9 protein-coding genes and 4 pseudogenes are annotated in these 12,669 nt (G+C 69.2%); 10 read left to right on the top strand and 3 right to left on the bottom strand.

Annotated features, from left to right (window positions below):
* Positions 1 to 102: 102 nt before the first annotated feature.
* From IF00_RS43905 to IF00_RS0119780, 3 genes and pseudogenes are all read left to right on the top strand, one after another.
* A pseudogene (locus tag IF00_RS43905) lies at positions 103 to 808 on the top strand (pyridine nucleotide-disulfide oxidoreductase); the annotation flags it as partial.
* A gap of 122 nt (positions 809 to 930) precedes the next feature.
* The gene (locus IF00_RS0119785; RefSeq protein ID WP_030319806.1) at positions 931 to 2,205 is read left to right on the top strand and encodes an APC family permease; all 1,275 of its coding nucleotides are present in this window, start codon (positions 931 to 933) and stop codon (positions 2,203 to 2,205) included.
* Positions 2,206 to 2,315: 110 nt separating this feature from the next.
* Positions 2,316 to 2,810, top strand: coding sequence for a DoxX family protein (locus tag IF00_RS0119780; RefSeq protein ID WP_051820467.1), 495 nt, complete (start codon positions 2,316 to 2,318; stop codon positions 2,808 to 2,810).
* Between the two features lie 7 nt (positions 2,811 to 2,817).
* Here the strand turns inward: IF00_RS0119780 and IF00_RS0119775 are convergent, their stop codons facing one another.
* The 3 genes and pseudogenes from IF00_RS0119775 to IF00_RS43900 all read right to left on the bottom strand — a co-directional run bounded on the left by IF00_RS0119775 (position 2,818) and on the right by IF00_RS43900 (position 5,892).
* Entirely contained in the window at positions 2,818 to 3,123 is a 306-nt protein-coding gene (locus tag IF00_RS0119775; protein WP_030319802.1) for an Rv3488 family transcriptional regulator, read from the bottom strand.
* Between the two features lie 322 nt (positions 3,124 to 3,445).
* Positions 3,446 to 4,399 carry a hypothetical protein gene (locus IF00_RS0119770; protein WP_030319800.1) on the bottom strand — a complete coding sequence of 318 codons (954 nt, stop codon included), beginning with the start codon at positions 4,397 to 4,399 and terminating at the stop codon, positions 3,446 to 3,448.
* Positions 4,400 to 5,491: 1,092 nt separating this feature from the next.
* Positions 5,492 to 5,892 (bottom strand): annotated as a pseudogene (locus IF00_RS43900) (DM13 domain-containing protein).
* Between IF00_RS43900 and IF00_RS43895 the strand changes: the two are divergent.
* The 7 genes and pseudogenes from IF00_RS43895 to IF00_RS0119740 all read left to right on the top strand — a co-directional run.
* Positions 5,828 to 5,968, top strand: a pseudogene (locus IF00_RS43895) (alpha/beta fold hydrolase); the annotation flags it as partial. The pseudogenes IF00_RS43900 and IF00_RS43895 overlap by 65 nt on opposite strands.
* A 254-nt stretch (positions 5,969 to 6,222) precedes the next feature.
* Positions 6,223 to 6,516, top strand: a complete 294-nt coding sequence (locus tag IF00_RS47050) for a GNAT family N-acetyltransferase (RefSeq protein WP_245234577.1) — start codon at positions 6,223 to 6,225, stop codon at positions 6,514 to 6,516.
* A 438-nt stretch (positions 6,517 to 6,954) separates the two neighbouring features.
* Positions 6,955 to 7,563 carry an ATP-binding cassette domain-containing protein gene (locus tag IF00_RS0119760; RefSeq protein WP_030319797.1) on the top strand — a complete coding sequence of 203 codons (609 nt, stop codon included), beginning with the start codon at positions 6,955 to 6,957 and terminating at the stop codon, positions 7,561 to 7,563.
* The gene (locus IF00_RS0119755) at positions 7,560 to 8,414 is read left to right on the top strand and encodes an ABC transporter permease (RefSeq protein ID WP_030319795.1); all 855 of its coding nucleotides are present in this window, start codon (positions 7,560 to 7,562) and stop codon (positions 8,412 to 8,414) included. The genes IF00_RS0119760 and IF00_RS0119755 overlap by 4 nt, the downstream gene beginning before the upstream one ends.
* 156 nt (positions 8,415 to 8,570) lie before the next feature.
* Positions 8,571 to 10,235, top strand: coding sequence for a polyprenyl diphosphate synthase (uppS, locus tag IF00_RS0119750; RefSeq protein WP_051820466.1), 1,665 nt, complete (start codon positions 8,571 to 8,573; stop codon positions 10,233 to 10,235).
* Positions 10,236 to 10,293: 58 nt separating this feature from the next.
* A pseudogene (locus tag IF00_RS43890) lies at positions 10,294 to 11,000 on the top strand (PP2C family protein-serine/threonine phosphatase); the annotation flags it as partial.
* Between the two features lie 243 nt (positions 11,001 to 11,243).
* On the top strand, positions 11,244 to 11,906 hold the full coding sequence (locus tag IF00_RS0119740; RefSeq protein ID WP_030319792.1) for a tyrosine-type recombinase/integrase: 663 nt from the start codon (positions 11,244 to 11,246) through the stop codon (positions 11,904 to 11,906).
* The last annotated feature ends 763 nt before the right edge of the window (positions 11,907 to 12,669 follow it).

Below are 12,669 nucleotides of genomic sequence, written 5' to 3'. Positions count from 1 at the left end.
ACTCGCTGGAACAGTTCCCACAACTCGTCCGGCACCAGCCGCTCAACAATCCCCGCCACGAGCCCGCACCCTACCGGCTCCCCAAATGAGATGGCCTCTTAGAGCGACTCCGGTACGTGGCGGGCCGGGGCCGTCATCAGGGCCACCGACACCTGGTCCCGCCCCTTCGTCCCCGCGGTCCCCGGGCGTACGAACTTCCAGGGCACCCAGCTCCACACGGTCGAGTACCGCCGTCCCGCCGACTTCGTCGGACAGCGGGTGATCGTGGTCGGGGTCGGCAATTCCGGTGTGCAGATCGCCGCCGATCGCGCGTGTGACGCCGATCTGGCCTGGGTCATGCTGCGCGAACCGAGCTACCTCGCCGACGACGTCGATGGCCGTGCTCTCTTCGCCGAGGCGACCGCACGCCGCCGCGCCCTCGACGAAGGCCGCACCGACACCGGCGGCGTCGCCTCCCTCGGCGACATCGTCGCCATACCGCCCGTTCGCGCCGCGGGACTGCTCAAGGCCCAGCCGACGTTCGACCGCATCACGCCCACCGGGGTGGTCCGGGTCGACGGTGCGATCGCCGGAGGCGGGCGCGATCATCTGGTGTACCGGTCTCCGCCCCGCCCTTTCTCATCTCGCCCCACTCGGCCTGCGCGACCCCCGAGGCCACATCCCTACGGTCGGCGCCCAGGCACTCGACGAGCCTCGTCTCCATTTTCTCGGCTACGGCGACTGGACCGGCCCCGCCTCCGCCACCCTCATCGGCGTCGGCCGGCCTGCCCGCGAGGCGGCCCGCGTCATCGCGGCGGTGTTGCGCTGACCTTCCGGCGCCTGCCGGAGAAGGCGATCCGACGGCCAGGGTGCGGAGGGCGGCTCGTGCTCACGTATCGTCCTCCGATATCGGATTCCGTAATAGATATCTGTGTCGCCGAGGAGTGAGCGATGAGCAAGCAGCAACCCGCCACCGGGACGCCGGACGAGCTGAGCCGCCGGCTCGGGGTGTCCGACGCCGTGCTGATCGGCCTGGGCTCGATGATCGGTGCCGGGATCTTCGCCGCGCTCGCCCCCGCCGCGCGCGCCGCCGGCTCCGGCCTGCTGCTGGGGCTGGCGCTCGCTGCTGTGGTTGCCTACTGCAACGCCGCCTCGTCCGCCCGGCTCGCGGCCCGCTATCCGGCCTCGGGCGGCACGTATGTCTACGGGCGCGAGCGCCTCGGCGACTTCTGGGGCTATCTCGCCGGCTGGGGATTCGTCGTCGGCAAGACCGCCTCCTGCGCCGCGATGGCGCTCACGGTCGGCTCCTACATCTGGCCCGGACAGGCCCACGCGGTCGCGGTGGCCGCCGTGGTGGCGCTGACCGTGGTGAACTACGCCGGGGTCCAGAAGTCCGCGCTTCTCACCCGCCTGATCGTCGCAGTGGTCCTGGCAGTCCTCGCCGCCGTGGTGGTCGCCGCCTTCACCTCCGACGCTGCGGACGCGGCCCGTCTGGACATCGGCTCGGATGCCGGCTTCGGCGGGGTGCTCCAGGCCGCCGGCCTGCTCTTCTTCGCCTTCGCCGGATACGCGCGTATCGCCACCCTTGGCGAGGAGGTCCGCGACCCGCAGCGCACCGTCCCGCGGGCCATCCCGGTCGCGCTCGGTATCACCCTGGTCGTCTACGCCTTCGTCGCCGTCGCCGTCCTGACGGTCCTGGGCCCGGAGGGACTGGCCAAGGCCACTGCACCGTTGTCGGACGCGGCCAGGGCGGCGGGCGCCGACTGGCTGGCCCCCGTCGTGCGCGTCGGCGCCGCCGTGGCCGCGCTCGGCTCGCTGCTCGCGCTGATCCTCGGCGTCTCCCGCACGACGCTGGCCATGGCCCGTGACCGCCACCTGCCCCACGCCCTCGCCGCCGTCCACCCGCGCTTCAAGATGCCCCACCGGGCCGAGCTGGTCGTGGGCGCCGTGGTCGCGGTGCTGGCCGCCACGGTGGACGTACGCGGGGCCATCGGATTCTCCTCCTTCGGCGTCCTGGCGTACTACGCCATCGCCAACGCCTCCGCCTGGACCCTCGGCCCCGACGAGGGCCGCCCGCCCCGCTTCGTCCCCGCCCTCGGACTGGCAGGCTGCCTGGTGCTGGCCTTCGCCCTGCCCCTGACCTCGGTGGTCACGGGCGCCGCGGTGCTGGCCTTCGGGGCCGCCGTCTACGGGATCCGCCGCGCCGCGACAGTCCGCGCCTCATAGCACCCGCGACGCGCCGACCCGGGCGGGTCGGGAATCCGCCGGTGACCCTCTGGCACGCAGGACGAATCGGTACCCCGATACGCCGGTCGATGGAAGAGGGGCACCCGCACATGGCGCAGCTCGACACGTGGCAGGCGAAGCCGGCCCCCACCGACGCCCCCGCCGCGACCGTCCTCATCCGCCTGTACGCCGGGGCGGTCTTCTTCTCCGAGGGCATCCAGAAGTTCCTCTGCCCCGACCAACTCGGCACTGGCCGCTTCGACAAGGCCGGCATTCCCGCCCCCGGGTTCTTGGCACCGCTCGACGCCGTCGTCGAGATCGCCTGCGGCCTGCTGATCCTGGCGGGGCTGCTCACCCGGCTGGCCACGATCCCGATGATCGTGAACATGCTCGGCGCGTTGCTGATCACCAAGCTGCCCATCCTGTGGGGCGAGGCCCTGCTCTTCGACGGCGAGTCCGGATGGTGGGACCTCGTCCACGAGTCCCGCACCGATCTGGCCCAGCTGTGTGGCGGTCTCTTCCTGCTCATGCTCGGCGCGGGTGCGTACTCACCGGACGCGCGCCTGAGTCGTGCCGCCGTCGTCGTCAGCGCGGTGGACCGCTGACCAGCCCTTACGGGGCTTCCCCGCCAAGGACTTCACGGGCCAGCTCCGCCAGAGCCCTACGGTCCTCGGCCAGCGCCTGCTTGCCGGCCTCCGTCGCCCTGTAGACGCGCCGGGTCCGGCCGTCGACCACTCGCTGCTCGGAGGTCAGCAGGCCGTCCGCCTCCAGCCGGTGCAGCGTCGGATACAAGGTCCCCGGGCTGATCTGGTAACCGTGGCGCGCCAGCTCCTCGGTCATCCACGCGCCGTGGATCTCCTCCGCGGCGGCATGATGCAGGATATGCAGCCGCACCGCACCCCGCTGGAACTCCCGCACCGCAGCCCACCTCCGGCAGTGACGAAACCGATATCGGCATCCGATCCTACGCCTGCCGCGGTATAGAGCCGTGCTCCCGAAAGGCCAGTCGCTGTGCCGCTGCGGCGTTCGACGGGGGCCGTGTCGCGCCAGCGACCGTGGTGGCAGTCGAATCCGCTCGCGGGTGCCGATGACCCGGAAGCCGGCCCGCTCGTGGACGGCGCTGCTGGCGGTGGTCTGCGGGAAGCCCGACAACCAGCGCGTGGACCCTCGGTCTTGGCGGGGGCCTCCTTCGCGACAGTCTTCCTGGCGATGAGAACGGCCCCGTGAGAGAAGGCCGGGTCTACAGGGGCCTGACGTCCACCAGTGCTCGGCACAGAGCGGCGGCGTCTTCGATCGCCTCCCTGCAGTCGGCGTCCGAGATGACGAGCCGTTGGCCAACGGAGGCGCGAGAAGTGGGGACTCGACGCAGGTACTTCTCGTGGACGGCACCGTCGTTGTGGGTGAAGACATGGCGCGCCGCCCAGGTCCGGAGCAGCCGCTGCCAGGCGGGCGACCTCACCGAACCGCGTACGTCAGGGAAGCCGGCCGAGGCGAAGAGGACTGCCATGTCGTCGAGTCGCTGGAAGATGCTCCCCGTGCCACGCAGCCGCTCTTCCGCGTCCGTGACGTGCTCGTGGAACACCGAGGAGCCGAGTGCCTCCACGACACCCACGACGTTCTCGATCGTGTCGACCCAACTGCGGGTAGAAACCCCTTGCTCGCGCAGCGCGGCCCGGATCGCGTCGGGCAGCGAGGACAGTGCGTCGAGCCGGGCCGTCTCCGCCTGCAGCGCGTCGAAGGCGACGGTGGCCGCAGGCAGCCGACCGCACGAGGGGCACAGTATCGGAGCTCGCCGAAGACGCCGTAGCGGATCGCGCATCCCGCGCATCGCCACGTACGAGCGAGACGCTCTTCGTCGATCTCGGGGAGGGGCGGGGGTACCGGGGGCGGGGCTGCGGAACGACACCGAGACATGGCCACGACGTGTGGAGGTCCGCGCCTTGCGTGCCACCCTCGCGAACCCCTGCTGCACGATCTGCGCGCCCAGAGCCCGCGCCGCTTCCAGGGCTCGTTCGCGTTGCTGGTCGGTCCAGAAGTCCCCGTGATCCGCGCTGTGGCCGCAGCACACACACCAGAGCCGAAGCTCGTCGGGCAGAGCCGCGTAGTCGTCGCCGTGGACGCGGAAGAGCATCGAGCACTCGGGGCACTGGCGTCCGAAGAACCCGTCCGCGTCGAGCGGGATGCTGACGTTCACCTGCTTCCGTGCGAGGGCTCTGACCTGCGGTTATGGGGCTTGCGGCAAGGCCCCAGGTCGGGTGTACCCGAAACCGCCGCTCGGTTTCGGCCGTTCTCATGGCGTATGTGCTGCTTCTGCTGGCTGGGGTCATGCCGGGGCGTACTCAACGGTCTCCACGAGCTGGAAGCGAGTCCCGGCCTCGTCGCGGGAGGCGACCTCGGCCTTGCTGTACGAGGCGTAGGCCCTATTGCTGGCTGGGCGCCGTGTTCATGGCGTGGGCGTCATCGCAACCCGATCGAAGAAAACGGTCACTCGCCTGCGAGCGAGTGACCTCTCTTCCGCTGGGATCCCCAGGGCGGCAGGCGCCCTCCCCTCGACAATTGTTGCCCGGTCGTGCGTCAGAGGCCGCGCGTAGCGCCCATCGTGCACGTAATACACATTGACCTTTGTGCACCTTTTGAGTCTCGCGCGCCGCTGAACTGCGATTTTCTTTCACATGTTCTGTGTAGATCTGTTTCTTGTGACTCATTATGTCGAGTGTGTTGCGATCCTTGAGCCCGCCGAAAAGGACGCTGACCTGCTGTTTCTCCGGTAGTGACGTTCCGTGACGCCACGGCGGGTGTCCGGTGCGTGTCGTGTCAGGGGCCGTAGGACCCCAGTGCCCAGGAAAGGGCCTGAGATCGTCGGCTCGTGGTTCGGAGATGCCGGGCAGTCGGGGCGCGCCCTGCCCCGAAATCCGCCTCGTGTACGACTTCGGCCCAGGTCACCCGGTGGCACAGGGATGCCCAGGAATGCCCACATCCAGCCCGGTCGGCTTGCCCGAGGGCGAGGAGGGGCTTCCGGAGTACGTGAAAGATCCCGCCCCGTCCGGTGTCTCACGTGCGGCCCCACGGGTCTTCGGCTCCCCGATGGGTTCCCCGCCCGACAGGCGGCGCGCAAGGCCCATCCGTGCTCGCGCACGGCATTAGCTGCGTTCATGCGTCGGCGCCCATCATGATCAGCTGCTCGGCACCGTGGGGGACGCCCTCCGCGCGCTCACCGCGGCGTCAGTGTGGGGGAGCCCCCGGGCGCGCATGGCGCCGCGGGTCGGCTCCCGGGGATTGCGACCGGTCAGACGCGGGCGAGGGCGGCGGCTCCGAAGGAGACGTCGAACCGGTCGCACCAGATGCTGACGCTGGGGTACTTCGGCCAGTCGACGTCCGTGGGCAGGGGATAGTTCTGGTCGCCCTTGTTCCCTTGAGCTTGGCGAGGCTGACGTACTGGCCGTCGTCGAAGACTCCCCACCCGGCCTTGCCCTCCTTGACCGGCGCGTCGCTCAACCAGACGCGCAGATCGGGGCCGTTGCTCGTGTCGAGTCCTTCCAGCCGCAGCGTGTGGGTGCCGTCGGCGAGACGGACCACCCTCACCGTGCCGGTGGTCTCGTGCGCATGGCTGATGAACGTGCCCGTGCCCCCCCAGCGGCAAGTGGAGCGCGTGCCGCGCCTGATGCCGGGCGCCCGGGCCGAGATCATCTCCGGCACCGGCCACGGACCGCAGATCGATCACGCGGAGGAGGGCAACCGCAGGATGCTGGACTTCATGGCCTCCTCGCCTGACAGACGACGTGCGATTCTTCTTCCCATGAGCTGGAGCCCAGCAGCCGAGGAGCTGCGAACAGCCCGGCTGTCGCTGCTGCGTCCGACCGAAGGTGATATCGAAGCGATCTTTGAAATCCACCGCGGTCCCCGGACCTGTGAGCTCTATCGACGCTGGAACGACCAGTGGCAGCGGTACGGCTACGGGTACTGGGTCATCCGGCGCGCGACTCTGACCAGCATTTGGGGTTCTGCGGGATCAAGCCCATGGAACTGAACAACATGAGGATCCTCAACCTCTTCTACCGCTTCGCCACCTCGGCCTGGGGCCAGGGTTTCGCCGGCGAAGCCGCAAGGGAGGTCACGGACTGGGCCTCCCGCCACGTGCCCGATCTCCCACTGATGGCGCGGGTTCGGCCGGCCAACATCGCCTCCCAGTGCGTGGCGATCCGTGCCGGCCTGATCCGGGCGGAACACCTCGACGCCATCGGATACGACGGCCTCGACTGGATCTACACGGCGAGGCCGCACTCGCCCTCGACAGGACCAAGCCATCGGTGAACAGGGGTGTCGTCCCTCATAGACCGGCCGGGGTGCTTCGGAGTGACGCGTCGCCTGGCCGCCGCCTGCACCGGAGAGCTGGGCGCGTGTCGACGACCTCGACCCGGACTGGACGGTGGGCTTCGCCCGCGAAGGCGACAGGGTCATCCACACCTTGAGGGCGAAGCATCCTCGGCCCATGAGGTAAGCCCCATCACCACTCGGAAGACTGGTTGGCAGGTTGTTCCCGCGAGAAGGGGTCCATCACAGGAGGTAGCGGAGCGGCTGGTGCGGGCGCGGTGTGGTTCAGCGACATCCCATGCGTGATCGTGCGGTGGGCTGGGCGCGCGGGCTGTGATCAAACGGCTACGCCGGGGACGTGAGGCCCGTGTCTGTTCCACCTTCTGATCGTTAGGCCGTTCGGGCACGGTCGTGTGAAGTCGACAGCAGGAGGCGGGCGTGGAGGTCGAAGGCGTCTATCACGCCTACCGTCGGCGTGCGGTCTTGCGGGGCGTGGACCTGCGCCTTCGGGCCGGAACTCTGTGCGGGATCGTCGGGGAGAACGGCGCCGGCAAGTCCACCCTGCTGAGAATTCTGTCCGGCGAACTGCGACCCACGCATGGATCGGTGCGGCATAGCGGCCGGTTCGGCTACTGCCCACAGCACGTGGTCCTCAATGACGCGCTGACTGTCCGGCAGCACCTGACGTTCTTCCAGACGGCCTACCGCCTCTCCGATGTGCGGTACGCCGAAGAGATCATGGACGTGCTGGGCTTCACCGGGTACATCGACGAGCAGACCGGGGTACTCAGCGGCGGCACGCGGCAGAAGCTGAACGTGACGCTTGCGCTCATGCACGATCCGCAGGTCCTGTTGCTGGACGAGCCGTATCAGGGCTTCGACTGGGACACCTACCAGCGGTTCTGGGACCTGGCCGCGCGGCTGCGGGATGCGGGACGCTCGGTCCTGGTCGTCTCTCACCTGGCGTACGACACCGAGCGCCTGGACGAGCTGTGGCGCCTGGACAGCGGAACGCTGCGCGCGGACAAGGCGGGGGCCGCCGCATGAGGTCTCACCTGACCTGCTTCGCCGTCGCCGCCAGGTTCACGCTCATCGAACACGGCCGCAACCGGTTCGCCATGATTCTGGTGGTCCTGTTCGTCCCGGTATGGACCTCGCTGGCGTACCTGGCGATGCCCGACACCCCGGCCCGGATGCGGCTTCGCGCCACCGGGGAAGCACTGGCCCCGCACGGCAATGAACTGACCGCGATCAGCGGCGCGCTCAACGCCGTCACCCTGATCGCCGGTTTCATGATGTTCGCCGCCACCTTCTCCGGCAGCGGCTTCGACCGCCGCCTGGCGATGGCCGGCTACCCCCGCGCCCACCTCGTCCTGGCGAAAGTCACCGCTCTGGCTCTGGTCTCGGCGGCGGTGGCCACGTATGCCACCGCGGTCATCTGCCTGGCCTGGACCCCCCGCCAGCCCCTCCTGCTCGCCGCCTCCCTGTTCTGCGCCGGACTCACTTACGGCGCTCTGGGAGTCGTCTTCGGGTCCCTGCTGCGCCGGGAAGTCGAGGGGATGTTCGCCATCGTGATGACCAGCATCATCGACCTCGCCCTGCAGAACCCCATCACGAGTTCCGGGGCGGACAACCCCGTCATGCGCTATCTGCCCTCGTATGGGGCCATGCAGGCCAGTACGGCGGCCGGATTCTCCACCAGCCCGGTCCCCGGGCATCTGGCCCTCCAGCTCACCTGGTTCGGGCTGGCCGCCCTTGTCGCCCTGTTGGGCTTCCGCCACAGCACCCGCAACTGCCTCCCGACCGTCTCCACTCCTCCGCCCGGGCCGGAAAACAGGACGGCCGGCATTCCCGCACCGCCCCAAGCCGCCACGCCATCAGCCACGGAAGCACACTGAGGTCCGGCTCCCGACATGCGCACCACCACGTACTCCACTGCGGCAGACCTCGGTGCCGCTTTGCCCGCACAACGTGGGCGACCCACCCACCGCTCGCCCACCGGCGAAGACCCGTCTCTGCGGGCGGCGTACCGGCTGTGTCGGCGCACCACACGAGTGCACGATCCCGGGATCTACGCCCTCATCCAGCTGATGCCGACCGTGCTGCGCCCGGCCGGGTGGGCCTTATGGGCCGCAGCGACTGTCCTGGACGACTTGGCCGACCAGCGGGATGCGGAGCCGGCCGAACGTGCGGCCCGCGTCGAAGCGTGGACCCAGGCCCTGCACTGCGAGCTGGCGGCCGGCACGAGCAGGGATCCGGTACGGCACGCTCTGGTGGACAGCGCCCTGCGATGGCGCCTGGACCTGTCCAGCCTACGAGGCGCCATGATCAGCACGCGCGATGACACCCGCGGTCGGCACTTCGCCGACTGGGCCGCGTGGCGGGCCTGGTGCAACGGGGCAATCACACCCTGGGTCGACCAGGTACGGCACCTGTTCGAACGGGCCGGAGCGCCGATGACGCTCCGGCTGGACCGGCAGCAGGACTACCAGTGGTTCATCGACGGCGCCCGGCTCACCGACACCCTCACCGACCTCAGCGCCGACCTCGCCCAGGGCGACCTGTTCCTGCCGCAAGAGGCCCTGGACGCTTTCCCTGGCGCCGAGGACGATCTGCGGCAAGGGAGCTGGAGCCAGGCCGCAGCGGCTTTGGTCCGGGAGCTGACGGCTCTGGCCCGTCAATGGGTGACCAGGCCCGCAATGACCACAGGTATGCACCCGGGCGCTGCCACCGTGCTCAACACGGCCGCCAGCCTGATGCGCGCCCAGCTCGACGCCGTCGACGCGGCCGGCCACGCCCTGCTCAAGCGCGCCCCGCGCCCGTCTCTCGCGGCCCGCACGCGCATCCTCGCCCCGGCCCGCATCCGCTCGAAACTGGCCTGGAGCCTGACGCCCCTGACCGCCCCCGGACCTCGACGCCCCACCGTGGCCGCGAGCGAGCCGAGCCCGGAGGCCGACGACACCGCACTGCGGCCTCCGCCACCGCACCGTGACGGCGTGCGGCCCCCGCAGATCGCGGCCGACCGGATGCCCGCCCACGTGGCGGTCATCATGGACGGCAACGGCCGCTGGGCCGAGCAGCGTGGCCTGCCCCGCCCGGAAGGCCACCGCGCCGGCACCGCCGCCGCCCACGAGATGGTCCATGGTGCCCTGGAGATCGGCCTGCGCCACCTGACCCTCTACGCGTTCTCCACCGAGAACTGGAAACGCGACACCGAGGAGATCACCACGATCCTGGAAGCGATCCGACGCGACCTCGACGAGGGACCCATCCGTGACCTCGACGTACGCCAGCGCTGGTTGGGCCACCCCGACAAACTACCCCAGGAACTCGTCCAGGCTCTCCTGCGCGAGGAGCGCCGCACCAGCACCCGCACCGGGCTGACCCTCACCGTCTGCATCAACTACGGCGGCCGCGACGAGATCACCCGAACAGCCGCGGCCCTCGCCCAGGCAGCCCACGCAGGCGACATCGACCCCCACCTCATCGGTCAAGACGACTTCGCCCGCCACCTGCCCCACCCCGACATGCCGGACGTCGACCTGCTGTGGCGCACAGGCAACGAACAGCGCATCTCCAACTTCCTTCCCTGGCACACCAGCTACGCTGAGCTGTGCTTCACCTCCGACTACTGGCCCGATGTCGACCGGCGTGATCTATGGCAGGCCATCACCGAATACAGCCGACGCCAACGCCGCCACGGCGGCGCCACGAGGTAGCGGCGCGCGTGTCCACGAATGGTGTCCGGGTCGCCCTCGGCGGCCCGCTCACACGGTCACCCAGGACGTGCTGGAGCAGGTGGAAGAGGTTGCGCACGCGCTGGCGTACATCACGTCACCGACCGCCGTTTCACCGACCGCTACTAATGGGGCAACCGCACGGCCACGGTGAGCCTGGCCGCGGAGATCCAGCGCCAGCTCCTGCCCTCGGCGCCCTCCTGCGATGCCGACGAGTTCGCTCTCGCCCATGCCCTGGTCCCGGCCTCCGACATTGCCGGCGACACCTACGACTAGAGCCTCGATCACGACACCCTGCACCTGTCCATCACCGACGCCATGGGCCACGACCTCGACGCCTCACTCATCGCCACCCTCCCGGTCAACGCCTCCCGCGGCGCCCGCCGCGCCGGCACCGACCTGGCCGAGCAGGCCCGCCGGACCCACCAGGCCCTCCTCGACCACGGGCGCCGCACCTTCGCCACCGGACAGCTCCTGCGCGTCGCCCTGGACGGGTCCGGCGCCCAGCTTGTCAACGCCGGCCATCTCTGGCCCCTGCGACTGCGCGACGGCACCGTCAGCGAAATCACGCTGCGCATCAACCTCCCCTTCGGCGCCCCCGCACAGGGCCCCTACCAGGTACAGGACATCGACCTGCGCCCCGGCGACCGCATCGTGCTCTACACCGACGGCATGCAAGAACGCCGAGCCGGCAACGTGGACCTGCCCGGCATCATCCACGACACCGCCGCCGAGCACCCCCGCGAAGCCGCAACTCCCTGGGGGTACCAGGTTGGCTACGAGGAGAGCACGGCGATCAACCGCTGCGAGACGCTCGCGGGCGTCTTCAGCTTCGCCGTGGCCAACGAGTACACAACCAAGAATCCGTGCAGCCATGTCCGCACCGGACGCCAACGGGTCAAGCGGAGGGTTGAGAAGACGATCCGCCTCCCAACCCTGGCAGAAATCGAGGTGATCGAGCGGCATCTGCCGGGGCCGTAAAAGCTGCTCGTGTGGCTGATGGCCGGCTGCGGATTGCGCATCGGGGAGGCGTGCGCTGTCACGCTGCAGCAGTTCGATTTGGAAGAGGGAACCCTCTATGTGGACCGCCAGATCACGCAGGACGGCGAGAACGAGGAGCCCGTGACCGCTGTCCAGAAGGCCAGAACCAAGGGGCGTGGGAGATTTCACTGCATCCGCCAGCTGAAGTGGCGTGATCTTGACGAGGGTCGTCGCACGGTTCCGCTGCCTCCTACGATCGCGGCGAAGGTGACGGAGCACATCCGGCTCTACGGCACATTTCGGGTGGAGGACGGGCTCAATCGTCTGGAAGGGGATTACCTCTTCTGCAATGTCGGGCGGACCAACATCCTCATGTACGCCCTCGTCGACCGGCTCTGGCGCAATGCGAAGAAGGCGGCGGGCATCGCGCGGAAGATCACCCCGCACTGGCTTCGCCATTTCTTTGCCTCCGCTGGCCTCTCGAAGGGCGTACCGGTCACAGACATGGCGGAATGGCTTGGTCACCGGGATCCGAGGATCACGCACCAGACCTATGCGCATGTGATGCCGGACGCTCCGGAGCGGTTGCGCTTGCTGATGGATGCCGTCTTCGCCATGGAGGCTGAGTTGCACCTGCCGTTGGAGTTCGAGTCAGTGCTCGAGTCCAACTGACATCGCGAGTGCGTGGTGGCTCGGCCGGCTGGCTCTCGGCACCATGTGTCCGCCTGTTGCGGGCGCGCGGTGCGCGTTAGGTTGCGGTGAGACCGGTGGCGAGCGAGCAGCGGTCAACACCCTGGCCCTCTGCTTACTGTGAGTGACCATCTGATGGGTCAATACTCGATGTCCGGCGGCGCCGACCAGCTCGCCTTCGTACCCGCGATCAGCACGGCATTTTCCCGTGCTGGTTCGGTGCGGTGTTGCGGCGGCCATGTGCACCACTTCCAGGCAAGCGGGGGGACGATTCGGTGTCGCCATACCGTAGGAAGTGGCAGGTCAGGGGCGTATGTGGTGGAACACCATAGTTCGGGTCCGTCGAGTGCGCCCAGCAGTCATGGCTGCTGGGCACGGCTGGCTGAGGGGTCTGAACGGGTAGCGAAAGCGGTCGTCCAAGTCGCCCTGGTAGCGCACTTTTCAGGAGTGGCGTGCCGGTCACGGTGCTGGTTTCGTGCTGACTGAAGGCCCACTTCGGCCGGCGCTGGGCGTTCGGGGCGGCCGGGCTCGCGGGCCTGCTGTGGGCGGTGGTGTGGAGGGTCGTGGAGGTCACGGGCGAGGAGGTGTCGTTGGCCCCGCCGGTGGGACGTGACGCGGGTTCTACGGAGGGGAGCTCGGGTGCTGCGGACGTACCGCTGCGCGCCGTCTTTCTCTCCGGTGCTTTCATCACGGCGGCACTGGGCGCGTTCGCCGCCTATGGGGTGATGAGCGTCAAACCCACCTG

The sequence above is a fragment of the Streptomyces flavochromogenes genome, assembly GCF_000717595.1.
Classification (GTDB): Bacteria; Actinomycetota; Actinomycetes; order Streptomycetales; family Streptomycetaceae; genus Streptomyces; species Streptomyces flavochromogenes.
The sequence above is the reverse complement of the archived record's forward strand: the minus strand, read 5'-3'. Positions and strand labels throughout refer to the sequence as shown.